Origin of the sequence: Pseudomonas sp. Z8(2022) (assembly GCF_025837155.1) — a bacterium.
Lineage (GTDB): Bacteria > Pseudomonadota > Gammaproteobacteria > Pseudomonadales > Pseudomonadaceae > Aquipseudomonas.
Genome location: NZ_CP107549.1, coordinates 2824698 through 2848307 on the forward strand (window position 1 = coordinate 2824698; position 23610 = coordinate 2848307).

At 62.1% G+C, this 23610-nt stretch carries 23 protein-coding genes and 4 tRNA genes; 8 read left to right on the plus strand and 19 right to left on the minus strand.

Annotation, left to right across the window (positions count from 1 at the left end; translation table 11 throughout):
- Nucleotides 1-54: 54 nt before the first annotated feature.
- A complete protein-coding gene (locus OEG79_RS13420) occupies nucleotides 55-918 on the plus strand; it encodes a LysR family transcriptional regulator (RefSeq protein WP_264145495.1) in 864 nt (287 codons plus the stop codon).
- Nucleotides 919-1134: 216 nt separating this feature from the next.
- Here the strand turns inward: OEG79_RS13420 and OEG79_RS13425 are convergent, their stop codons facing one another.
- From OEG79_RS13425 to OEG79_RS13445, 5 genes are all read right to left on the minus strand, one after another.
- Nucleotides 1135-2916 (minus strand): ABC transporter ATP-binding protein, encoded by a 1782-nt coding sequence (locus OEG79_RS13425; protein ID WP_264145496.1) that lies wholly within the window; start codon nucleotides 2914-2916, stop codon nucleotides 1135-1137.
- Nucleotides 2909-3541, minus strand: coding sequence for a DsbA family protein (locus OEG79_RS13430; protein ID WP_264145497.1), 633 nt, complete (start codon nucleotides 3539-3541; stop codon nucleotides 2909-2911). The genes OEG79_RS13425 and OEG79_RS13430 overlap by 8 nt, the downstream gene beginning before the upstream one ends.
- A gap of 3 nt (nucleotides 3542-3544) precedes the next feature.
- Nucleotides 3545-4483: a rhodanese-related sulfurtransferase gene (locus OEG79_RS13435; protein ID WP_264145498.1), complete on the minus strand. Its 939-nt coding sequence runs from the start codon at nucleotides 4481-4483 to the stop codon at nucleotides 3545-3547.
- Nucleotides 4484-4665: 182 nt separating this feature from the next.
- On the minus strand, nucleotides 4666-4971 hold the full coding sequence (locus tag OEG79_RS13440) for a BolA family protein (protein ID WP_264145499.1): 306 nt from the start codon (nucleotides 4969-4971) through the stop codon (nucleotides 4666-4668).
- A gap of 11 nt (nucleotides 4972-4982) precedes the next feature.
- Nucleotides 4983-5480 (minus strand): DUF2059 domain-containing protein, encoded by a 498-nt coding sequence (locus OEG79_RS13445; RefSeq protein WP_264145500.1) that lies wholly within the window; start codon nucleotides 5478-5480, stop codon nucleotides 4983-4985.
- A 275-nt stretch (nucleotides 5481-5755) separates the two neighbouring features.
- Between OEG79_RS13445 and OEG79_RS13450 the strand changes: the two genes are divergently transcribed.
- From OEG79_RS13450 to OEG79_RS13460, 3 genes are all read left to right on the plus strand, one after another.
- Complete coding sequence (locus OEG79_RS13450; protein WP_264145501.1) at nucleotides 5756-6766, plus strand: DUF2804 domain-containing protein; 1011 nt, start codon at nucleotides 5756-5758, stop codon at nucleotides 6764-6766.
- 86 nt (nucleotides 6767-6852) lie between these two features.
- Nucleotides 6853-8247, plus strand: coding sequence for a class II fumarate hydratase (locus tag OEG79_RS13455; protein WP_264145502.1), 1395 nt, complete (start codon nucleotides 6853-6855; stop codon nucleotides 8245-8247).
- On the plus strand, nucleotides 8240-8857 hold the full coding sequence (locus OEG79_RS13460) for an NAD(P)H-dependent oxidoreductase (protein WP_264145503.1): 618 nt from the start codon (nucleotides 8240-8242) through the stop codon (nucleotides 8855-8857). Before OEG79_RS13455 ends, OEG79_RS13460 begins: the two co-directional genes overlap by 8 nt.
- A gap of 36 nt (nucleotides 8858-8893) precedes the next feature.
- On the opposite strand, the gene OEG79_RS13465 is transcribed toward OEG79_RS13460, so the two are convergent.
- Entirely contained in the window at nucleotides 8894-10093 is a 1200-nt protein-coding gene (locus OEG79_RS13465) for an MFS transporter (protein ID WP_264145504.1), read from the minus strand.
- Nucleotides 10094-10292: 199 nt separating this feature from the next.
- A complete protein-coding gene (gene phnN / locus OEG79_RS13470) occupies nucleotides 10293-10838 on the minus strand; it encodes a phosphonate metabolism protein/1,5-bisphosphokinase (PRPP-forming) PhnN (protein WP_264145505.1) in 546 nt (181 codons plus the stop codon).
- 373 nt (nucleotides 10839-11211) lie between these two features.
- On the opposite strand from phnN, the gene OEG79_RS13475 reads away from it, so the two are divergent.
- Nucleotides 11212-11538 (plus strand): Arc family DNA-binding protein, encoded by a 327-nt coding sequence (locus tag OEG79_RS13475; RefSeq protein ID WP_003461866.1) that lies wholly within the window; start codon nucleotides 11212-11214, stop codon nucleotides 11536-11538.
- 132 nt (nucleotides 11539-11670) lie between these two features.
- On the opposite strand, the gene OEG79_RS13480 is transcribed toward OEG79_RS13475, so the two are convergent.
- The 5 genes from OEG79_RS13480 to OEG79_RS13500 all read right to left on the minus strand — a co-directional run bounded on the left by OEG79_RS13480 (nucleotide 11671) and on the right by OEG79_RS13500 (nucleotide 17541).
- Nucleotides 11671-13095 (minus strand): IS1182 family transposase, encoded by a 1425-nt coding sequence (locus OEG79_RS13480; protein ID WP_264145506.1) that lies wholly within the window; start codon nucleotides 13093-13095, stop codon nucleotides 11671-11673.
- 133 nt (nucleotides 13096-13228) lie between these two features.
- On the minus strand, nucleotides 13229-14365 hold the full coding sequence (locus OEG79_RS13485) for a sodium ion-translocating decarboxylase subunit beta (protein ID WP_264145507.1): 1137 nt from the start codon (nucleotides 14363-14365) through the stop codon (nucleotides 13229-13231).
- Between the two features lie 10 nt (nucleotides 14366-14375).
- Nucleotides 14376-16160, minus strand: a complete 1785-nt coding sequence (gene oadA / locus OEG79_RS13490; protein WP_264145508.1) for a sodium-extruding oxaloacetate decarboxylase subunit alpha — start codon at nucleotides 16158-16160, stop codon at nucleotides 14376-14378.
- Nucleotides 16161-16183: 23 nt separating this feature from the next.
- Nucleotides 16184-16441 carry an OadG family protein gene (locus OEG79_RS13495; RefSeq protein WP_264145509.1) on the minus strand — a complete coding sequence of 86 codons (258 nt, stop codon included), beginning with the start codon at nucleotides 16439-16441 and terminating at the stop codon, nucleotides 16184-16186.
- Between the two features lie 203 nt (nucleotides 16442-16644).
- Nucleotides 16645-17541 carry an AraC family transcriptional regulator gene (locus OEG79_RS13500; protein ID WP_264145510.1) on the minus strand — a complete coding sequence of 299 codons (897 nt, stop codon included), beginning with the start codon at nucleotides 17539-17541 and terminating at the stop codon, nucleotides 16645-16647.
- A 176-nt stretch (nucleotides 17542-17717) separates the two neighbouring features.
- Here OEG79_RS13500 and OEG79_RS13505 point away from each other — a divergent pair, with 176 nt between their 5' ends.
- Entirely contained in the window at nucleotides 17718-18440 is a 723-nt protein-coding gene (locus tag OEG79_RS13505) for an SDR family oxidoreductase (protein ID WP_264145511.1), read from the plus strand.
- A gap of 13 nt (nucleotides 18441-18453) precedes the next feature.
- Nucleotides 18454-18915 (plus strand): nuclear transport factor 2 family protein, encoded by a 462-nt coding sequence (locus OEG79_RS13510; RefSeq protein WP_264145512.1) that lies wholly within the window; start codon nucleotides 18454-18456, stop codon nucleotides 18913-18915.
- Here OEG79_RS13510 and mgtE read toward each other — a convergent pair whose 3' ends face one another.
- Nucleotides 18916-20358, minus strand: a complete 1443-nt coding sequence (gene mgtE, locus OEG79_RS13515) for a magnesium transporter (protein ID WP_264145513.1) — start codon at nucleotides 20356-20358, stop codon at nucleotides 18916-18918.
- A gap of 322 nt (nucleotides 20359-20680) precedes the next feature.
- Between mgtE and OEG79_RS13520 the strand changes: the two genes are divergently transcribed.
- Nucleotides 20681-21175, plus strand: a complete 495-nt coding sequence (locus OEG79_RS13520) for a DUF4124 domain-containing protein (RefSeq protein ID WP_264145514.1) — start codon at nucleotides 20681-20683, stop codon at nucleotides 21173-21175.
- 41 nt (nucleotides 21176-21216) lie between these two features.
- Here the strand turns inward: OEG79_RS13520 and OEG79_RS13525 are convergent.
- The 6 genes from OEG79_RS13525 to OEG79_RS13550 form a co-directional block, all read right to left on the minus strand.
- A tRNA-Arg gene (locus tag OEG79_RS13525) sits at nucleotides 21217-21293 on the minus strand.
- A gap of 71 nt (nucleotides 21294-21364) precedes the next feature.
- Nucleotides 21365-21441 (minus strand) — tRNA-Arg (locus OEG79_RS13530).
- A gap of 212 nt (nucleotides 21442-21653) precedes the next feature.
- Nucleotides 21654-21730 (minus strand) — tRNA-Arg (locus OEG79_RS13535).
- Nucleotides 21731-21801: 71 nt separating this feature from the next.
- Nucleotides 21802-21892, minus strand: a tRNA-Ser gene (locus tag OEG79_RS13540).
- 61 nt (nucleotides 21893-21953) lie between these two features.
- Complete coding sequence (gene csrA, locus OEG79_RS13545; RefSeq protein ID WP_003244478.1) at nucleotides 21954-22139, minus strand: carbon storage regulator CsrA; 186 nt, start codon at nucleotides 22137-22139, stop codon at nucleotides 21954-21956.
- Nucleotides 22140-22330: 191 nt separating this feature from the next.
- Nucleotides 22331-23569, minus strand: a complete 1239-nt coding sequence (locus OEG79_RS13550; RefSeq protein WP_264145515.1) for an aspartate kinase — start codon at nucleotides 23567-23569, stop codon at nucleotides 22331-22333.
- Nucleotides 23570-23610 lie beyond the last annotated feature (41 nt).

The following is a 23610-nucleotide window of genomic DNA, read 5'->3' on the forward strand; positions in this document are numbered from 1 at the left end:
AAGATGGCGCCTGCGCAACAATAATTGGCAAATAGACAAGCAGAGATTGCACGCATGCAATATAGAATCGAGCACGCCGACCTCTCCCTGGTGCTCGCCCTGGTGCGTGGTCGCTCCCTGGCGCGGGCCGCAGACCTGCTGCAGGTGGACGTCTCCACCGTGTTCCGCGCCGTGCGCCGGCTGGAGGCTGCTTTGGGAGTGGCGCTGTTCGAGAAAAGCCGTCGCGGCTACGAACCCAGCGAAACCGCACGCGCCCTGGCCGAACAGGCCGAACGCGCCGAGCAGGCGCTGGATGCCGCGCGCGTGGCCCTGGAACTGGGCAAGCAGGTGGTCAGCGGTACGGTGCGTCTGACCTGTACCGATGCGGTGCTGAGCAGCCTGCTGCTACCGGCAATGGCGCGGTTCATGCCCAACTACCCGGCGCTGGCGCTGGAACTGGTAACCTCCAATGACTTTGCCAACCTGAGCAGGCGCGACGCGGACCTCGCCCTGCGCCTGACCAATGAGCCACCGGAACATCTGGTGGGCCGACGCCTGGCCAGGGTGAGTTACCGGATCTGCGTCCGTGACGACGATCAGGACCGCAGCGACCTGACACGTCAGAGCTGGATCGCCCCGGACGAGGCGATGCCGGATCACAGCACGGTGCTCTGGCGCCTGCGCGAACTGCCGGGCGTCACGCCCAACTATCGCTGCAGCAGCATGTACGCCGTGGCCCAACTGACCCGCGCCGGACTGGGCGTTGCCGCCCTGCCCGACTTCGTGCTGCGCGCCCATCCCGACCTCAAGGCACTCGGCCCGCCCCTGGCCGGCTGCGACACCGAACTTTGGCTGCTGACCCGGCCCGACTGCCGCGCCTTGCGCTCGGTGCAGACGCTGTTCGAGGAGCTGAGCGAAGCCTTGATGGCGAGCGCTTGAGGCAAACGCCCGATCCGCCCATCTCGACTCGCAGGAATGGCTCCAACTGCGAACGACCTTGAGAAGTTCGCCGCATTCGTGGTCTTTTCGTTGCGCGGACGGGCAGCCAGCATTGCGCATTTCGCGGCTGAAGCTGCTCCTACAAATGCTATCCGTTAGAAGCGGCTGGGCGGCATTCCGCTTCAGCCGCGAAGAACACGCAGCCCACTCTTGGCCTCAACCCTGCTGCAAATGCCCATACAGCTTGGCGTACAGCCCGCCTTCGGCGATCAGCTGCTGATGGTCGCCATCCTCGGCAACGCTGCCGCCATCGAATACCAGTACCCGATCGGCCTGTTTCACCGCGCTCAGGCGGTGGGCAATGATCAGCGTGGTGCGGCCTTCGAGAAACTGCGCCAGCGCTTCGTGCAGGGCGTACTCGGTGGCGGCATCCAGCGCCGAAGTGGCCTCGTCGAGGATCACCACCTTCGGTTCAGCCAGGACCATGCGCGCAATGGCCAGGCGCTGGCGCTGCCCGCCGGAAAGCCGCACGCCACTGCGCCCGACCACGCTGTCCAGGCCCTGCGGCAGTTGCGCAATGGTGTCGTGGAGCTGGGCGATGCGCAGCGCCTGCCAGCAGGCCTCGTCGCTGCGCTCGCGGCCCATGGTGAGATTGGCGCGCACGGTGTCGTTGAACAGCGCCGGGTGCTGCAACACCACTGCGACATTGTCACGCACGCCATCCAGACCGATCTCCTCTAGCGCGCTACCACCGAAGCGGATACTGCCGGCCTGCGGCGTATACAGGCCGAGCAGCAGTTGCACCAGCGTGCTCTTGCCGCCACCGGAAGCACCGACGATGGCGACCTTCTCACCCGGATCGATGGACAAATCGAGACGATCCAGCACCGGTTCGTCGCCATAGCCGAAGGTCAGCCCGCGCACCTCGATACCCACCGTGTCACGTCCCCTGAACGGGTCGACACGCCCTTCGTACTGAGGTTCGTCCTTGCGCGCCAGCAATTCGTTGATCCGCGTCAGCGCGCCGCCGGCAGCATAGAAGGCGTATTGCAGGCTGAGCAGTTGCTCTACCGGGCCGATCATGAACCACAGGTAGCTGAATACCGCGAGCATCTGGCCGATGGAAAGGTCGGAGAACAGTACAGTGAGCATCGCCGCGGCGCGAAACACGTCGATGCCGAACTGGAACAACAGGCCACTCGCGCGATTGGAGGCGTCGCTCTTCCATTGCGAAGCCACTGCGTAGTCGCGCACCTCGCGCGCGCGCCCGCCGAGACGGCCAAGGAAGTAGCCCTGTCGGTTGCCGGCGCGTATCTCCTGAATTGCCTCAAGGGTCTCGGTCAAGGCCTGGGTGAAGCGCGAGGTGCTGTCGTTCTCCAGCTTCTTCAGGTGCTTGACCTTCTTGCCCAGCAGCACGGTGGCGTAGATCACCAGCGGGTTGAACAGCAGGATCAGCAAGGCCAGCTGCCAGTGCATCCAGATCAGGATGGCCGAGGTACCGACCAGGGTCAGGATCGCTACCAGAAAGCGGCTCAGGGTCTCGCCGACGAACTTGTCCAGGGTGTCCAGATCGGTGACCAGATGGGTGGTCACCGTACCGCCGCCCAGACTCTCGTACTCGCCGAGGGAAATGCGCCTGAGGCGTTCGATCAGGCGTATGCGGATGCGATAGACGATGTCCTTCGACAGTCTGGCGAACAGGCGCGCCTGCAATACGTTGAAGATCAGCGCCGAGCCGCGCAGCAACAGGGTCAACAGCAGCATCAGGCCGATATAACCGGCGGCGGTTTCCCACTGGGCCGGCAGGAAGTTGTCCATCACCCTGAGCGCGGCGTCGCCGTCGTGCAGCAGCACTTCGTCCACCAGCAGCGGCAACAGCAGCGGAATCGGCACGCTGCACAGGGTTGCCAGCACGGCGACCAGATTGGCCAGGATCAGCGCCTTCTTGTGACGCAGGGCCAGGCGACGGATCTCTGCCCAGCTCAACCGATCAGGCATGGGCAGCGCGCTCCAGCCAGCGGCCCAGCAGCGGAGACAACGCCTCGAGCGGCTGATAGCCGTTGGTCAGCAGCGCCAGCTGTCCATCGCGCTCGGCCAGCAGCGTGGGGAAACCGGCGATACCGAGATCCTGCACCCAGGCGAAGTCGGCAGCGGTAGCCTCCTGCATGGCCAGGCTGTCGAAGGCCTCGGCAAACTCGATACGCGGGACTCCGGCCTGCTCGGCCAGTTGCACCAGCACGCTGGCCTGGGTGACATCGACGCCCTCGGTGTAGAAGGCGCGCTGGATCAGCTTGAGCAGCGTCCAGGCGCTGAGTGCGTCGAGGTTGCGCGCAGTGACCAGCGCGCGACAGGCCGGTTCGGTGTCGTAGACGAAGCCTTCCGGCAGACCACGGTCGAAATCGAACAGCTGCCCGGTGCTGGCATTGACCGCCTGCCAGTAACTCAGGTAACGCACCCGCGCAGCCGCATCGACCGCCATCTGGTCGCAGCGCAAACCGCCAGCCACGATCTGCAACGGCACGCCGGCTGCCGCCGCCTGCTCGGCCAGTGCTTCGACCACCGGGGCAAAGCCCCAGCACCAGGAGCACATCGGATCCATCACGTAGAGCAGGCGGCTTGCCATGGCTCAGGCCTCGTTCAGTTGGCGGGGGTCACGGCCAATGGGATGCGGCTGGTTGCGCTGACGCGCCAGCTCGATCTGCTTCTGCCGCTCGCGGGCGCTCTGGCGGGTTTTCTCCGGCAGCGAATCCCAGCAGTGCGGGCAGCTGACGCCGGGGCTGTAGTACTCGGACTGGCGGTCTTCCACGGAGATCGGATTGCGACAGGCATGGCACTGGTCGTAGTCGCCTTCGGACAGGTCATGACGCACGGTCACGCGGTTGTCGAAGACGAAACAGTCGCCCCGCCACTTGGTCTGCTCCTGCGGCACTTCCTCGAGGTATTTGAGGATGCCGCCCTTGAGGTGATAGACCTCCTCGAAACCCTCGCCAAGCATGTAGCTGGAGGCCTTCTCGCAGCGGATGCCGCCGGTGCAGAACATCGCCACCTTCTTGTGCCTGCTCGGGTCGAAGTTGGCCTTGATGTACTCGGGAAATTCGCGGAACGACTTGGTCTTGGGATCGATGGCGCCCTCGAAGGTGCCGATGGACACTTCATAGTCGTTGCGGGTATCGATCAACAGTACTTCCGGGTCGCTGATCAGAGCGTTCCAGTCCTTCGGCTCGACGTAGGTGCCGACACGCTGGTTGGGATCGACACCGGGCACGCCAAGGGTGACGATTTCCTTCTTCAGCTTGACCTTGGTGCGATAGAACGGCTGCTCGTCGCAGTAGGATTCCTTGTGATCGATATCGGCCAGACGCGCGTCCTGGCGGAACCAGGCGAGCAGTGCATCGATGCCGGTACGACTACCCGACACGGTGCCGTTGATGCCTTCTTCGGCCAGCAACAGCGTGCCCTTGATGCCATTGTCGATAAGGGTTTGCAGCAGAGGTTCGCGCAGCGCCTGGTAATCCGGCAGGGAGACGAATTTATACAGCGCCGCGACAACGATCTTGTCGGTCATGAACAGTTCTCTCAGTAGTCACCCACGTAAAGGGCGGACTGGGCTCGATCCGCCGGGAAGCGGACCGGCGACTCAAACGAAAGCGCCGGCGTGGGCCGGCGCGGGGCAATTCTACCGCAGAGACGAAAACCTCGCACTCCGGCGGGGGACCAGGCGCAGCGACAGGTCGTCGCGCAGCGAAGTCAATGGTCGTGCTTGCTGCCGCCACGACAGCTCGGCGAGGCAGGCGCCACACCCTGCGCCGACCACTCCTGCGGCGTGTAGGTGTGCAACGCCAGCGCATGGATCTGCCCCATAAGTTCGCCGACGGTGGCATAGACCTTCTGATGTCGCTTGACCGCATTCAGCCCGGCGAACGCCGGGCTGACGATTACTGCCTTGTAGTGAGTTTCCAGACCGCGGCTGTGCATATGACTCTCGTCCAGCACTTCGAGATGCTCGGGTTCCAGCGCAGCAAGGGCAGCAGCGATCAGGTCTTGCTTGGACATCTTGGGCTCCATCAGGGTTGTTTCGGCAGGCCAAGCTCGCTGCTCATGTCAGCCAGCAGCTTGTTCACTTCAGGCACGGCGGATTCCAGCTTGCTCTGGGTAATCTGCGCGGACTGTGCGGTCAGGGTCGGCATCTTCTGCAGCACCTTCTGCCCCAGCGGCGATTCGTAGAAGGCGATCAGGTCCTTGAGCTCCTGCTCGTTGAAGTTGCTGGTGTAGAGCTTGACCATGTCCGGCTTCAGCTTGTCCCAGCCCACCGCCTTGTCCAGCGCGGCGTTGGCCTTGGCCTGATAGCTTTCCAGCACCGCCTTCTTGCCGTCCGGCGCCTGAGCAAAACGCTGGGCAAACATCTGCTGCACCTGACCGTACACAGGCACGGTCAGCTTGTCGGCGTGGGCCAGCTTGAGAAAACGCTCGGCATCGGCGGCGTGGCTGGCAGCATCGGCCATGGCCATGGATGCGCTCGCGCTGAGCAGAATGGCGGTGCAGAGTTTGGAGAAACGGAGCATGAGAAGGCGTCCAGGGTTATGAGTGAGTCTGGGTAGACTGCGGTGGGCGCATTTTGTGCCCTGCGTCCAAAACCCTCAAGCGATGCGAGTTGTGCACTGGCTCACAACGCCCGTGCAGACCGGCGCACCCACTGGTCAGTTGCCAAAATGCCAGTACTTGCCCATGCTTGGACGGGCTCGGCATCCTGCGCGACGTTCGCCGTTCTCATCAAGGCGTGCGCACCTCCCAACCGACATTTATATCGCCAGCCTGCGCACATACATGGACGTGCCCGATGACCAGCCTCACCTCTCCTGCGCCCTTTCCGCTCCAGCCGCTCTGCGACAGCAAGGGGCGTCTGCTGGACGAAGCCATTGGCTGGTCCAGCCGCCCGCAAGTGGACTGCGCCCTGCATGGCCATCTGGGAAGGCGCAAACGCTGGAACCACTGGTGTATCACCACACCACAATGGATGCTCTCGCTGACCCTCGCCGACCTCGACTATCTCGTCTACGGCGCGGCCTACTTTCTCGATCTGCAAACCGGCCAGTCGGTCGCCCACGCCCAATTCCGCCCTTTCGCACTGGGCTGCCAGTTACCCGATCTGCCGCTGGAGAGCCACTCCTTCACCCACTCTCGCCTGCAACTGCGGGTCGAAGAACACGCCGGCCGGCTGCGCCTTACCGCATCGGCCCCCGATATCGGTGGTCAGCCGCTGAATATCGCCCTGGACATTCAGCGCCCCGCCCACCTGCAATCGGTCAATCTGGTGGCGCCCCTGAAAAATGGCGGTTTTCATGCCACCAGCCGCCATTTGGGCCTGCCTACCGCCGGCACCCTGCAACTGGGCAGCAAGCAGTACAACTGCGTGCCCGGTCAGAGTTTTGCCGCGCAGGACTTCGGCCGTGGCGTCTGGCCGCTGAACAGCTACTGGCAACGCGCAGCCTTCGCTGCTGCTGGCGGTATCGCCGGCAACTTCGGCAGTGGCTGGCTGGATCACAGCGGCCTGTCGGAAAACGCCCTGTGGTTTGGTGGTGAAGTCGAGCAGTTGGACAGCGCGCTGCAGATCGTGCGCAGCTCGCAGGCGCCGCTGGCGCCCTGGCGCCTGGATAGCGAGGACGACCGCGTATCTCTGCGCTTCACCCCCCGCCAGTTGCACAAGGCCTGTCCCAGGTTCGGCCCCGCCCATGCCAACACCGTACAGCGCTTCGGCCACTATGATGGTGTGCTGCGTGGTCCGAAGGGCGAACGCGTCCCGGTAGATGGCGCCCTGGGATGGCTGGGTGAAACCCACGCCCGCTGGTAATCGAGGCAATAGATAAGTTGCGGAACCAGTCTCCGGCGGCGCGACCTAAACTGCCAGCTACCTATGAATTTGCCCCGGAGATCACCATGAGCCGCACCGAAACCGACAGCATCGGCCCCATCGAAGTCCCCAACGAAGCGTACTGGGGTGCGCAAACCCAGCGCTCGCTGATCAACTTCGCCATCGGCCAGGAGCGCATGCCGCTGGCCGTGCTGCACGCCCTGGCATTGATCAAGAAAGCCGCTGCGCGAGTCAACAGCCGCAGCGGCGAACTACCGGCCGACATCGCCCGGCTCATCGAGCAGGCTGCCGATGAAGTGCTCGAAGGCCAGCACGACTCGCAGTTTCCCCTGGTGGTCTGGCAGACCGGCAGCGGCACGCAGAGCAACATGAACGTCAACGAGGTGATCGCCGGCCGCGCCAACGAACTGGCTGGGGGTCAGCGTGGCGGCAAGAACCCGGTACACCCCAACGACCACGTCAACCGCGCGCAGAGCTCCAACGACTGTTTTCCCACGGCCATGCACATCGCCGCCGTCCAGAGCGTACGTAACTGCCTACTGCCGGCACTGGCCGAACTGCGTGACGGCCTGCAGGAACAGGCGCAGCGCCACGCCGATCTGGTCAAGACCGGGCGCACGCACATGATGGACGCCACCCCCATCACCTTCGGTCAGGAACTGTCTGCCTTCGTCGCCCAGCTCGGCCATGCCGAAGCGGCGATCCGTGCAGCCCTGCCGGCGGTCTGCGAACTGGCCCAGGGCGGTACCGCCGTCGGCACCGGGCTGAATGCACCGGCCGGGTTCGCCGAAGCCATCGCCGCGGAACTGGCAGCGCTCTCCGGTCTGCCGCTGACCAGCGCGCCGAACAAGTTCGCCGCCCTGTCCGGGCACGAGCCGCTGGTGCAACTCTCCGGCGCGCTGAAAACCCTCGCCGTGGCCTTGATGAAACTGGCCAACGACCTGCGTCTGCTCGGCTCCGGCCCGCGCGCGGGCTTGGCCGAAGTGCGTCTGCCGGCCAATGAACCGGGCAGCTCGATCATGCCCGGCAAGGTCAACCCGACCCAGTGCGAGGCGCTGTCGATGCTCGCCTGCCAGGTATTGGGCAACGACGCCACCATCAGCTTCGCTGCCAGCCAGGGGCACCTGCAGCTCAACGTGTTCAAGCCGGTGATCATTCATAACCTGCTGCAATCGATCCGCCTGCTCGCCGACGGCTGTCGCAACTTCCAGCAGCACTGCGTGGCCGACCTGAAGCCGGATGCCGCACAGATGGCCGCACATCTGGAGAACGGCCTGATGCTGGTGACCGCCCTCAATCCCCACATCGGCTACGACAAAGCCGCTGAGATCGCCAAGAAGGCCTACACCGAAGGCAATACGTTGCGCCAGGCAGCGCTGCAACTCGGTTATCTGACTGAAGAGGAGTTCGACCAATGGGTGCGACCACAGGACATGCTCGGAGCCGGGCAGCATGATTGAAGGCAAGAGCGGCGCCACGCCGCTGGAAGGCGATGGCAGGAGGATCCTGCTGATTCTCGGCACCCCGAAGAAGGACAGCCTCTGTCACTCCCTGGCCGAGGCTTACAGCCAGGGCGCCCGCAGCAAGGGGCATGTGGTGCGCCAGATAAAACTGGGCGAAATGCAGTTCGACCCGGTACTGCGCGACGGTTACGAGCAGAGCCAGAGCCTGGAACCGGACCTGCTCGAGGCCCAGCGGCTGATTCACTGGGCCGAGCATCTGGTGTTCGTCTACCCGGTCTGGTGGGGCGGCTTGCCTGCACTGCTCAAGGGCTTCTTCGACCGGGTCTTCCTGCCCGGTTTCGCCTTCAAGTACCGCAACCGTTCGCAGCTCTGGGACAAACTGCTCAGCGGCCGCAGCGCCGAGCTGCTGGTGACCATGGACACGCCGCGCTGGTATTTCCGCTGGGTCTATGGCGCTCCGGCACATCGGCAAATGGTGCGCACCATCCTCGGTTTCTGCGGTATCAGGACCCGCCGCCTGAGCGAATTCTCCCCGGTGCGTCCATCCAGCGAAGAGCAGCGTCAGAACTGGTTGCGCAAGGCACAAGAGCTGGGCACGAAGGCATGAAGCGCACGGCCTGGGTCGTGACAACAACTTGTTGATCTAGGGCTGCGGGCGCACCGCGGGCCCTCTGCCCGCCCACCACAGCGCCAGCGGCCCCAGTGTCAGCAGCAGGCCCATCAGCGAGAACGCCGCCCACCAGCCAAACAGCTGCTGATCACCCAGGACATCGAGCGTCATGCCAAACAGCAGCGGTCCGAGGAAGGCGCCGGTAAAACCGGTGCAGGAATACAGTGCCATCGCCGCACCACGGTGGCTGGCCGGAGCCACGCTGACCAGCCCGGCGGTCAGCGAGGCGGAGTCGGCCGTAACGGTGACCGCATAGATCAGGACCAACGGCAGCATTGCCCAGAACGGCAGGGCCGCCCCCAGGCCGACCACCGCAGCCAGCAGCGCGGAGCTGAGCATCACGCCGATCAGCCAGCGCTGACGCCCCAAGCGCAGGGCCAGTTCATTACCCACGATGCTCGCTGGCATGCCGATAAGCGTGGCCAGCATTGCCACCCAGGTGCCCGACAGCCAGGGATCGACACCCTGCAACCGCCCGGAGAACACCACGAAGGCCACCAGCCAGGCACGCAGCGCGAACAGCTCCAGGTTATGCATCGCATAGGCCAGGCAGTAAGCCAGCACTGCACGACTCTTCAGCGGTGCCAGATCCAGCAACTTGCGCGGGCTGTGCGTCACCACGGGTTTTGCCGACAGCCCCCAGTACACCAGTGCCCAGGCGAGCAGCGCACAGGCACCACTAAGCACTGCCGGCACTTGCCATCCGCCGAACCTGGCCAGCTCGCCGGACAGGGTGAAGGACAGCGCCGTACCCAGGCCGAAGCTGGCGGTATAGAAGGCAATTGCCCGCGACTGCGAAGCACCATCGATCCGCTCGGACAGCGCCTTGAGCCCCGGCATGTAGGTGCCCGCCAGGCCGATGCCGGCCAGCACGCGCCAGAACAGGGCAGACCAGAAGCCATCGGCGAAGACGAAACCGGCGCTGGCCACGGCCGTCAGCAGCATCGCCCACAGGTAAATCAGCCGCGCATCATGACGGTCGGTCAGCCCGGCCAGAACGGGCACGGTCAGCATATAGCCAAGAAAGAAGCCGCCGCCGATCCAGCCAGCTTCGGTATTGCTCAGCCCCCAGAGCACCTGAAACTGCGGCAGCAGCGCGGCGAACAGAGCGAAGCCGGCCATGCCGAGGGTTTCGGAGGTACACAGCAGCAGGGTAATGCGACGAGCGCTCATGCTTTTCTTGGGCAATGAATCAGAAGGCTTTGCACTGTAACGGCAAAGTCGCGCAAATCGGAAACCTTTTGTTACATCCGATTCAGGCCGTCGCCGGCTGGCTTACACTGTTGGGACGTTCCGGCAGCCAACCATCAGAAGGCTCTCGATGGCCCGCAGCGCACGGACCAGGTCATTGTACGCGCGGCGCCAGGCAGGGTCAGGCGTCGTCCAGCAGTTGCAGCAGGCGGTTGACGGTCTGCTGCAGTGGACCGGAGTTGTCGAGCGCAACGACGTCGCCCCTGTTCTGCTTCTGTAACTGGCGGCTGCGCACCAGGCGCTGTTCGATCTGCTCCGGCGTTTCCCGGCCACGGGCCAACAGGCGCTGGCGCAGCACCGTCTCGTCGACCTGCAGCAGCACGGCGATCAGCTGCGGATAACGCTGGCGGGCGACCTCGAGATGCCCGCGCGAACCATTGATCAGCACGTCGTGCCCGGCGCCCAACCAGTCATCGATCTCGCGCGGAATGCCATAGGCCAGCCCGTTGGCGCGCCAATTGAGGGCGAAGGCCCCCTCGCCCACCAGACGCTCGAACTGTGCCGGACTCACCCCTACGGCATCCTCTCCCACGGATTCGGCGCTGCGGGTGATCACCCGCCTGGCGAAACGGCAGCCGTGCGCCTCAAGTGATGTGCGCGCGGCTTGCAACAGGCTGTCCTTGCCCGAGCCCGAAGGCCCCATCAGATAGATCAACCTGCCCTGCATCAGAAACACCCTTAGCGCTTGGCGCCACGCCTGCCAGATCAGGCGATTGCCGACGGCGAATCATAGCCGGTGTCCGGCCCGGCAAGCATCCGGCTTTGCGTACAACCAGCTGGTCGGATGGACCGGCACCGGACGAGGCACCAATTTGAAGTTCTGCCGAGTACCACGCATTTCAGATAATTGGTGCTGGCATAAAGCCGCCACCTGAATCACAATCGACGTGCATTTGGCGTCAAGGAACTGTTCAGATGACCGACGGGTCGTAATGACGCAGAACGCGATACCGGTTGAACGGCTAGTGCGAAACACGGTCAAACCGGTGACAATCTCGACACTGACTACCAGTATCGCTCCCTGAACTAACCGGTAATGTATGCGCCCTATGAAACAGGCTATTTATTCCAGCCGTACGGCTGACAAATTTGTCGTTCGCTTGCCCGACGGCATGCGTGAGCGTATCGCTGACGTAGCACGCAACCATCACCGCAGCATGAATTCGGAAATCATTGCCCGTCTGGAGCAGAGCATGCTTCAGGAAGGCGCTCTGGATGACGACCTCAGTCTGCGCCTCGACAGCCCTGAACTGAGCCTCCATGAGCGTGAATTGCTGCAGCGTTTTCGTCAGCTGTCGCGCCGCCAGCAGAATGCCCTGGTCGCTCTGATCGCCCACGACGTGGAAATGGCCGCTGAAGAAGCCTGAAGCGAACCCATAAAAAAACCGGCCTTTGCAGACTGTGTGAAAACGTTCTGAACTGAACCGGTTCAATACAAACGCCTCGATTGATTCGGGGCGTTTGTGTTTTTACTGGTGCAATGATGCAAAGTGCAGCGCTCAGGTCAGCAGCTCGATCATGCGGCGTGCCCCGAGTACCGAAATAGCACGTTTGAGGTTGTAGGCTTGCACGGCCATCGCCATCTCTGCTCTCACCCCGCTGAAATGGCGCACTAGAAAACGACCGTTGCCCAGAATCCATTGTTTGAGATTGCCAAAAGGGTGCTCGACGATTGCTCGTCGCCGTCCCATCATCTCAGGGTGAGTTTCGAGTCGTTTCTCCATCCGCGCGAACGCCTCTTCGTTGGGATGGCGGCTGATATGACGCCGTTGGGCCTGTGTGCACTTGGCTTTTAATGGGCAGTTCCCGCAGTCCTTGGCACGGGCTGCGTAAAGGCGAGTGCCACGATTTAGCTGTTTGAGTGATAGGGTCTTGCCCGCAGGACATTGGAAGCTGTCGGTCGCAGGATCGTAAGTGAAGTCCTGACGCGCAAACAGTGTGCCGCCGCCCTGGTTGTTGGGCGCGCGATTCACGGGGACGAAAGCCGTAATGCCCGCTTCTTCGCAGGCCTGAAACTGCGCCCCGTTGGAATAACCTGCATCAGCCGTGACGGTCAGCTCAGACTGCTGCAGAACCGCCTGAGTCGCTTTGGCCATCGGCTCCAACTGCTGATTGTCGGTGCAGTCACTGGTCACTTCGTGATGCACGATCAGGCCATGCTCGGCATCGACAGCGCTCTGCACGTTGTAGGCCACGCAAGGGCTCTTGCCTGAGCAGCGCATCTTCTTGGCATCCGCTTCGCCTTCGACGAACTGTTCCAGGCCCTGCGCCTCCATCAGCGCTTTTACGGTCAAGTTATCGGCATGGCGATCCTGTAGCTGGCGTAGCGCCTGTTTCACCGCTGCCCGGTCAATCGTCTCTTGCGCGTCTTGTGCATCACCCTCATCAAGCTGGGCCAGGTACTGGGCAATGTGTTTTTCCAGCTTCGCTTGTTGACGCTTGAGCTTCTCCACGCTCAGGTGCTTGCGCAGCGAAGCTACCGCTTGGAACTTGCTGCCATCGATGGCCACCAGCTCCCCACTGATCAAGCTCGCCTGGCGACAGAACTGGACGAAAGCCTTGCAAGTCGCCTGAAAGGCCATGCTGTTGTCTTTGCGAAAATCCGCGATGGTCTTGAAATCCGGCGCCAGACGACCCAGCAACCACATCACCTCGATATTGCGCTGGCACTCCGCCTCCAATCGACGAGAGGAGCGAATGCGCTGGAAGTAGCCATATAGGTATAGCTTGAGCAAATCAGCTGGATCGTAGCCAGGGCGCCCAGTCTTGAGCGGCTCAGCCTTGCTGAACCCCAGTACCTTCAGATCCAGACGAGCCACATAGGCCTCGATCACCCGTACCAGGTGATCCTCCGGCACCAGCTCCTCCAATGTGGGAGGAAACAGGCTGCTTTGCTGACGACCTTCGCCCTGGATGTAGCCCATAAACGACAATGCCCCCATCGACTGATGGAGGCATTGTCTTCAGCTTGCTCTCAGACTGCTAGGTTTTCACACAGTCTGTTTGTGCCGGTTTTTTTATGGCTGCGGAAAAGGCGCGGAGCGAACTCCGCACCTCTCAACCCACGAAGCTGAGCAACACCCCCGCCGCCACGGCCGAACCGATGACCCCGGCCACGTTGGGTCCCATGGCATGCATCAGCAGGAAGTTCTGCGGGTTGGCTTCCAGGCCGACCTTGTTCGACACCCTGGCAGCCATCGGCACCGCCGACACACCCGCCGAGCCGATAAGCGGGTTGACCTTGACGCGGCTGAACAGGTTCATCAGCTTGGCCATCAGCACACCGGCCGCCGTGCCAGCGCAGAACGCCACCATGCCAAGCATCAGAATGCCCAGGGTCTTGAGCTGCAGGAAGGCTTCTGCCGACAGCTTCGAACCCACGGTCAGACCGAGGAAGATGGTGACGATGTTGATCAGCGCGTTGCGCGAGGTATCGGCCAGACGCTCGACCACGCCGGCCTCGCGGAGCAGATTGCCGAGGGCGAACATGCCGATCAGCGGCGCCGCATCGGGCAGCAGCAGACCGATCAGAATGCACAGCACAATGGGGAAGATGATCTTCTCGGTCTGCCCCACCGGACGCAGCTGCTGCATGACGATGGCGCGCTCTTCCTTGGTGGTCAGTGCGCGCATGATCGGCGGCTGCAGCAGCGGCACCAGGGCCATGTAGGCGTAGGCCGCAACCGCGATCGGGCCAAGCAGATCCGGCGCCAGCTTGGAGGTGACGAAGATCGAGGTCGGCCCGTCCGCGCCGCCGATGATGGCGATGGACGCCGCCTCCTTGAGAGTGAACTCCATGCCGGGAATCCCCAGCGCGGTGATCGCCAGGGCGCCCAGCAGTGTGCCGAAGATGCCGAACTGCGCAGCAGCACCGAGCAGAAGGGTCTTCGGGTTGGCCAGCATCGGACCGAAGTCGGTCATGGCGCCGACGCCGAGGAAGATCAGCAGCGGGAAGATGCTGGTTGGCAGCCCCACTTCATAGATCAGGTGCAGGAAGCCAGCACCCTCGGCCATGTTGGCCACCGGGATGTTCGACAGCAGACCACCGAAACCGATAGGGATCAGCAGCAGCGGCTCGAAGCCTTTCTTGATGGCCAGGTAGATCAGCAGCAGGCACACCGCGATCATGAAGACCTGGCCAGGCTCCAGATGGTACAGACCGGTGCTCTGCCAGAGCTTGAGCAGCTTTTCCATGGTGCGCTCCTCAGCCGATGGTCAGCAGGCTGTCGCCTACCGCCACCGCATCACCGACCTTGACATTGACGCCGCCGACGGTGCCCGCCTTGAAGGCGCGGATCTCGGTTTCCATCTTCATCGCTTCGAGGATGATCACCAGCTGGCCCTCCTCCACGGCTTGGCCAGGCTGCACCAGCACCTTGAAGATATTGCCGGCCAGCGGAGCCGCCTGCGGCTCGCCCCCCCCCGCTGCGACCGGGGCCGGGGCCGGGGCCGCAGCAACGTTAGCCGTGCCACCGACAGGCTTGATGCCTTCGATATCGCCACCTTCGTTGACTTGCACGACGAAGGATTTGCCGTTGACCTCGACGGTGTAGACCTCAGGCTTGCCGGCCTCGCGGGCAGGGGCCTCCTTGCCGGTCGGCACCGGTTCGAACGCCGCCGCGTTGCCGCGGTTTTCCAGAAACTTCAGACCTATCTGCGGGAACAGCGCGTAAGTCAGCACGTCGTCAATCTCGTCGGCGGCCAGCTTGATGCCCTTCTCCTGGGCGATGCCCTTGAGTTCGGCGGTCAGCTTGTCCATTTCCGCATCGAGCAGGTCGGCGGGACGGCAGGTAATGGCCTCGGCACCATCAAGCACACGCGCCTGCAGTTCGGCATTGAATGGCGCGGGCGCGGCGCCATACTCGCCCTTGAGCACGCCGGCGGTTTCCTTGGTGATCGACTTGTAGCGCTCGCCGGTGAGCACGTTGATCACCGCCTGGGTACCGACGATCTGCGAAGTGGGCGTCACCAGCGGAATGAACCCAAGGTCTTCGCGCACGCGCGGGATCTCGGCCAGCACCTGGTCGAACTTGTCCAGGGCGCCCTGCTCCTTCAGCTGGCTCTCCATGTTGGTGAGCATGCCGCCTGGTACCTGAGCAACCAGGATGCGCGAATCGACACCCTTGAGGTTGCCCTCGAACTTCGCATATTTCTTGCGCACTTCGCGGAAGTAGGCGGCAATTTCTTCCAGCAGTTCCAGGTTCAGCCCGGTATCGCGCTCGGTTCCCTGGAACATCGCCACCACCGATTCGGTCGGCGAGTGGCCATAGGTCATCGACAGCGAGGAGATGGCCGTGTCGACGTTATCGATACCCGCTTCCACAGCCTTGAGGATGGCCACGGACGACAGCCCCGCGGTAGCGTGGCACTGCATGTGGATCGGAATGGCCAGGCTGGCCTTCAGGCGCGAAACCAGCTCGAACGCGGTATAAGGAGTCAGAATGCCGGCCATGTCCTTGATAGCCACCGAGTCGGCACCCATGTCTTCGATCTGCTTGGCCAGATCGACCCACATATCCAGGGTATGCACGGGGCTGGTGGTGTAGGAGATGGTGCCCTGCGCATGCTTGCCCTGCCGCTTCACGGCCTTGAGTGCGGTTTCCAGGTTGCGCGGGTCGTTCATCGCATCGAACACGCGGAACACATCGACGCCATTGATGGCGGCGCGCTCGACGAATTTCTCCACCACGTCATCGGCGTAGTGGCGATAGCCCAGCAGATTCTGCCCACGCAGGAGCATCTGCTGGCGGGTGTTGGGCATGGCCTTCTTCAGCTCGCGAATGCGCTCCCAGGGGTCTTCCCCCAGGTAACGAATGCAGGCATCGAAGGTAGCGCCGCCCCAGGACTCCACCGACCAGAAACCGACCTGATCGAGTTTCGGTGCGATCGGCAACATGTCTTCCAGTCGCACGCGGGTGGCCAGGATGGATTGATGGGCGTCACGCAGCACCACATCGGTGATCCCGAGTGCTTGTTTAACGGCTGTCATACAGGTACTCCCTCTGAACCTGATCAACCGCGACGTGCGCGGTGCTGAGCAATAGCGGATTGGATGGCGGCCAGCGTTTCTGCATCCGGCTCATGGCTGGGCGAACCGGCGCTGGAAATTGAAGTGGAGACGGCAGGTGCCGGGGCAGGCGGAGCGAAGGTGGTGATCAGGCGTGACATCAGGCTGACCACACCCACCAGCAACAGCAGAAAGACAAACACGAAACCCATGCCGAACAACATGAGTTCGACACCCTCGAGCAGCAGTTCACTGGGGGTCATCTTGACTCCTCTGGCCAGCAGCTCATGGGCTGCATTCATCATTGATCAGGAGCGCCCGTGCTCGGTGCCCGGGGCGAAGCTGCCGAACCTTAGCCTGAAACAAGCGTTTGAAGCAAACCTCAAAAGCGTAGAATTGGCCCTTTATGTAGTGGTTCCTGTGCATCCACTACCAAAGGACGAGACAAGCCGCCGCGAGCAGCCTTTCAGGAAGCCGAACGCACGTCCGTATCGACTGCGGGCGCCAGCGCCAGAAGCTGCTTGAAGTGGAGCGCCTCGGCGCCAGGGGCGCGCCCGAAGAGCCGCTTGAACTCCCGACTGAACTGCGAAGGACTCTCATACCCGACGCTCTGCGCCGCGCTGATCGCACTCATATCGCTGCGTATCATCAGCAGTCTGGCCTGATGCAGACGCACGGCCTTGAGGTATTGCAACGGCGAGCGACTGGTCATGGCCTTGAAGTGTACATGGAAGGCCGGCACGCTCATGTTGGCGATCTCAGCCAGGCGAGGCACATCCAGTGAGGTCTGATAATCGCGATGTATATGCTGCAGGACGCGCGCGATGCGGCCGAAATGACTGTTCTGCGCCAGGGTAGCGCGCAGGCCACTACCTTGCTCGCCCTGCAGCACGCGGAAGACGATTTCACGCATGATCGACGGGCCTAGCAGGCGCACTTCGTCGGGGTCGGCCAAGGCCTCCAGCAGACGCAGCGTCGCGTCGCTCAAACGCGCATCCATCGGGCAGGAATAAAGCGTCGCCGGCGCGCTGACCGGGGGCTCACCCAGCTCAATCACCAGTTCGGCCAGCAACAGCGGATCGACCCGCAGGGCCACGCCAAGCATGGGTTCTTCGGCTATCGCCTCGGTTTCGATGGCAAACGGCAAGGGCAGCGCCAGGACAAGATAGTGCTGCGCATCGTAGACGTACATATTGCCGTCGTGCAGCCCTCTCTTGCGTCCCTGGATGACGATCACGATGCTCGGTTCGTACAGCGCCGGAGTCACCGGAAGTGGCCGGTTCGAGCGCATGAAGGTGACCCCATCCAGTTGCGCCGCCGTATACCCCTCCTCGGGAGCAAGACGCAGCATCAGCTCGACCATGCTCCGCCTCATGCTTTCGGACCTGGCACTCATGCCTCTGACACTCTCTTTTGAGGAAGACCGGCACATTGTAGGAAGCAGTCAATAGAAACAGGCAATCTCCAAAGAGTAACGAGACTTAGCAGGCGGCCCGCTCATGCCTAGCATGGAATCTCCATAAGACAGATGAGACCGACATGAGCAAAGTCATCCTCATTACCGGTGCCAGCAGCGGCATCGGTGAAGCAATCGCCAGACACCTGGCCAGCCAGGGCCACCATGTGGTCCTCGGCGCCAGACGCATCGAACGCCTGCAGACGCTGGTAGACGAGCTGCACGCACAGGGGCAACGCGCCTCCTGTCGCGCCCTGGACGTCAGCCAGCTGCATGACATGCAGGCCTTCGTCGAACAAGCCGAGGCGCACCACGGCCCCGTCGACGTCATCGTCAACAACGCAGGAGTCATGCCCTTGTCGCCGCTCAACGCCCTGAAGGTGGACGAGTGGAACCGCATGATCGACGTCAACGTACGCGGCGTACTGCATGGCATCGCGGCAGTGCTGCCCGGGATGGAACAGCGCGGGCGCGGCCAGGTGATCAACATCGCCTCTATCGGTGCCCATGCCGTATCACCGACTGCCGCGGTCTACTGCGCTACCAAGTACGCGGTCTGGGCCATTTCCGAGGGCTTACGCCAGGAAAACGAGCGCATCCGCGTTAGCACGATCTGCCCGGGCGTGGTCGAGTCCGAGCTGGCCGACAGCATTAGCGACGCCAGCGCCCGAGATGCGATGAAGGCTTTCCGCCGTATCGCCATCACCCCGGACGCCATTGCCCGTGCCGTGGCCTATGCAGTCGAGCAACCCGACGACGTCGATGTCAGCGAAGTCATCGTACGCCCTACCGCCAGCCCTTACTGAAAGGAACGCCTCAATGAAAGCACCCCAACCCCTGATCGCCCTCCTCCTTGGCAGCCTGCTCAGCCTCTCGGCCGTAGCAGACGATGCCACCCGGGAAAACGCCGCACTGATTCAGAAAGCCTTCGATGACTGGCGCGCCGGTCAGGGCGGCATCTTCAATCTGCTGGCCGACGATGCGGTCTGGGTCGTGGCTGGCAGTAGCCCCGTGTCGGGCACCTACCGCACACGCGAGCAGTTCGTGGAAGATGCGGTGAAACCCATCACCGACAAGCTGGCCACACCCATCGTCCCCACCGTTCGCCAGATCGTGGCGCAGGGGTCTCATGTCGTCGCACATTGGGATGGAGAAGCGACCGCCAAGGACGGCAGTCGCTATGAGAACAGCTATTCCTGGCACATGCAGTTGGAGAATGGCCGCATTACTCGGGTCACGGCCTTTCTCGACACCTGGCGCCTGGTCGGACTGATGAAATGATTACAGCAGGAAGATCGACGCCAGCCCCAGGAAGATGAAGAAGCCGCCGCTGTCGGTCATGGCGGTGATCATCACGCTGGCCCCCATGGCCGGATCGCGCCCCAGGCGCGCCAGAGTCATGGGGATCAGCACCCCCATCAGCGCCGCCAGCAACAGGTTGAGAGTCATCGCTGCGGTCATCACCACACCCAGCGACCAGCTGTCGTACAGGTAGTAGGCAACACCACCGATCACGCCCCCCCAGAGGATGCCGTTGATCAGGGAAACCCCGAGTTCCTTGCGCACCAGGCGCGCGGTGTTGCCGGTGCTGACCTGATCCAGCGCCATGGCGCGCACGATCATGGTAATGGTCTGGTTGCCGGAGTTGCCGCCGATACCGGCAACGATGGGCATCAGCGCCGCCAGAGCCACCAGCTTCTCGATCGAGCCTTCGAACAGGCCAATCACCCGCGAAGCAAGGAAGGCGGTGACCAGATTGATCGCCAGCCAGGCCCAGCGGTTGCGTACCGACTTCCACACCGAGGCGAAGATGTCTTCCTCCTCGCGCAGACCGGCCATGTTCAGCACTTCGCTTTCGCTTTCCTCTCGAATGAGGTCGACCATCTCGTCGATGGTCAGACGCCCGATCAGCTTGCCGTTCTTGTCCACCACCGGGGCGGAAATCAGGTCGTAACGCTCGAACGCCTGGGCGGCGTCATAACCGTCCTCGTCGGGGTGGAAGCTCACCGGATCGTCGGCCATGACCTCACCGACCTGTTTCTCCGGGTCATTGACCAACAGACGCTTGATCGGCAGCACGCCCTTGAGCACACCGTCGTAGTCGACCACGAACAGCTTGTCGGTATGCCCCGGCAGCTCTTTCAGACGACGCAGGTAACGCAGTACCACTTCCAGGCTGACGTCTTCACGGATGGTGACCATCTCGAAGTCCATCAGCGCACCGACCTGGTCTTCCTCGTAGGACAGGGCCGAACGCACGCGCTCGCGCTGCTGGGCGTCGAGCGACTCCATCAACTCATGAACGACGTCGCGCGGCAGCTCCGGGGCCAGGTCGGCAAGTTCATCGGCGTCCAGATCCTTGGCCGCAGCAAGAATCTCGTGATCGTCCATGTCGGCGATCAGGGTTTCGCGTACCGCATCGGAAACTTCCAGCAGGATGTCGCCGTCACGCTCGGCCTTGACCAGTTGCCAGACGGTCAGACGCTCATCGAGCGGCAGGGCTTCGAGGATGTGGGCGATGTCGGCGGGGTGCAGGTCATCGAGCTTGCGTTGCAGCTCGGCAAGGTTCTGCCGGTGGACCAGGTTCTCGACCCGGTCGGGGTGCTGGCCATCCTGACGGTGAGTCAGGTCTTCGACCAGCTTGTGCCGATGCAGCAGTTCGATCACCTGGGCCAGGCGATCCTGCAGGCTCTCTTGCGGCTTTTTGGCTTCTACTTCAGTCATAGCGCGCTCCACCCCCAGCTGGCGGGCACGCCAAAGGGGATCAATCAGGTCTTACACGATTGTGCGAGGGGAGTATTGAGTAACTACTGGGTAAGTCCATGGTGGTATTCCACAAGCCCCGGCGGGGCTGACGCGGCGAATGATAACACCGCAAAACAGCTTTGTACGTGACAAAAGCGCGGCAAGAACAATTGCTTGCATCGCAAACTTCGATCCCGCATGAAAACCTGGCTATGCGACGCCAGCCATGCGCGCCAAGACACCCTGGCAGATGAGAAAAATCGGTCTACCCTGAAACCTGCAACGTCACGGAGGACGATTCATGCGAGGACTGCCCTTCGCAGCACTATTCACCGCTGCACTTCTCTTGCCCCTTGAAGACAGCTCTGCCGCCAGCGTATTTCGCTGCGTGGATGCTGACGGCCATGTCACCTTCACCCGGCACGGTTGCACCAGCGACCAGGAACAGCATCTGCAGGATGCTCGCAACCATACGCCCGGCAGCGGCAAGGCCATCCCGCTGGCTGAGCCCGCGCGGCGCCAGACGAGCACAACAGCGAACGCCGGTGAGCTGGTCATAATCGGCCAGCAAGACGATGGCTGTGGCAACCTGCTGAGCAGCAGCGAAAGGCGCCAGGCGATCATTCGCAGAGAAATCCGCACCGGCATGAGCCGCTCAGATGTTGAAAACAGCCTGGGCAAGCCGGACAGAGTCACGGCCAGTAATGGACAGGAGCGCTACCACTATCGCTCGAAGCGCAAGGGCGGCAACAGTCGTCAGGTCAGCTTCGACGAAGCCGGATGCGTGAAGAAATGAGCGCAAAAAAAGGGCCTGCATTGCTGCAGGCCCTTTCGGTATGGCGGACTCAGGAGGATTCGAACCTCCGACCGCTCGGTTCGTAGCCGAGTACTCTATCCAGCTGAGCTATGAGTCCGTTTGGCGCTTTTAAACCAGATCACCGCTGGCTGAAACATGACCTTGCATCGCTGCAGTGCCATTTGAATATGGCGGACTCAGGAGGATTCGAACCTCCGACCGCTCGGTTCGTAGCCGAGTACTCTATCCAGCTGAGCTATGAGTCCGTTACAGATCACCCGAAAGCTACTGCGCTTGGTTATGCTTCGTTGAAACCGAACTCAGAATGCTCATTTAGAAAACTAAACTGCGCTTCTTCGTTCGCTTTCGCCTCGCCTACCCTTCGCTCGCCACGCTTTCGCGAGATCTTTGGCGCTTTTAGACCAGATCACCACTGGTTGAAACAAAATGGCTTGCAGTGATGCAAGCCATTTGAATATGGCGGACTCAGGAGGATTCGAACCTCCGACCGCTCGGTTCGTAGCCGAGTACTCTATCCAGCTGAGCTATGAGTCCGTGTGGTGCTTTTATACCAGATCACCTCTGGTTGATTCGCCAGCCCGGCTTACGCCCGACTCGCTGAATAATGGCGGAGAAGGGGGGATTCGAACCCCCGACACCCTTTTGAGGTGTACTCCCTTAGCAGGGGAGCGCCTTCGGCCACTCGGCCACCTCTCCGCAACACGGGGCGCATGATAAACATGTTTTCCCCGTTTGCAAACAAAAATTTGTAGAAAAATTAGTGGCTTGGTTCGTCACCCTTCTCTTTCTGGATGCGCTGGTAGATTTCTTCACGGTGCACGGCAACCTCTTTCGGCGCATTGACACCAATACGCACCTGATTACCTTTCACACCCAACACGGTGACAGTCACATCATCACCGACCATCAGGGTCTCTCCGACCCGGCGAGTCAGAATCAGCATTCCTTTCTCCTCACGGATTACATTTTTCAGGACAACAGTCTGCAAAAAAGAAAATGGCGCCAGCTCCCTGCTAAATCAAGCCTGAAAGCCTCCACCCAAGTATTGACCAGCCCGCGCAGAAAGAAAGTTCCCGCGAATCGGTCAAAAAAACGAAAGGCGCGGAACCAGCCGCGCCTTTCGGATCAGATCAATCACTCGCCCTGTCGGGCCGGAGCATCCAGCTCGAAGGCGGTATGCAGAGCGCGCACTGCCAGCTCCAGATACTTCTCCTCGATCACCACGGACACCTTGATCTCGGACGTGGAGATCATCTGAATGTTGATGGTTTCCTTGGCCAGAGCTTCGAACATGCGACTGGCGACACCGGCGTGCGAACGCATGCCGACACCGACAATGGAAACCTTGGCGATCTCGGTATCGCCCACGACTTCACGGGCGCCCAGCTCGTCAGCAGTCTTCTGCAGCACCGCCAGGGCATTGTTGTAGTCGTTGCGATGCACGGTGAAGGTGAAGTCGGTGGTGTTATCGTGCGCCACGTTCTGCACGATCATGTCCACTTCGATGTTGGCGGCGCTGATCGGGCCGAGAATCTTGAAGGCCACGCCGGGAAGATCCGGTACGCCACGGATGGTCAGCTTGGCTTCGTCGCGATTGAAGGCGATGCCGGAAATGATCGGCTGTTCCATGGATTCCTCTTCATCAAGGGTAATGAGGGTGCCCGGCCCCTCCTGGAAGCTGTGCAGCACGCGCAGCGGGACGTTGTACTTGCCGGCGAACTCCACCGAACGGATCTGCAGCACCTTGGAGCCGAGACTGGCCATTTCCAGCATCTCTTCGAAGGTGATCTTCTCCAGGCGCTGGGCACGCGGCACCACGCGCGGGTCGGTGGTGTAGACGCCATCGACATCGGTATAGATCTGGCACTCATCGGCCTTCAGCGCCGCCGCCAGGGCCACGCCAGTGGTATCGGAGCCGCCACGACCAAGGGTGGTGATATTGCCGTGCTCGTCAACGCCCTGGAAACCGGCGACGACGACGACACGACCAGCATCGAGGTCGGCACGAATCTTCTGGTCGTCGATCTGCAGAATGCGCGCCTTGGTGTGGGCACTGTCGGTGAGGATGCGAACCTGGTTGCCGGTGTAGGACACCGCCGGCACGCCACGCTTGATCAGGGCCATGGCCAGCAGGGCAATGGTCACCTGCTCGCCGGTGGACACCATCACATCCAGTTCACGCGCTACCGGCTCGCCGTCGGTGATCTGTTTGGCCAGATCGATCAGGCGGTTGGTTTCGCCACTCATGGCGGACACCACGACGACGATGTCGTCGCCCTTCTCGCGGAACTTCTTAACCTTCTCGGCCACCTGCTGGATACGCTCGACGGTGCCGACGGAGGTGCCCCCAAACTTCTGTACGATCAAAGCCATTTCAAAAAGCCGCCTGATTCCTCAAGGGCGCCCATTAAACC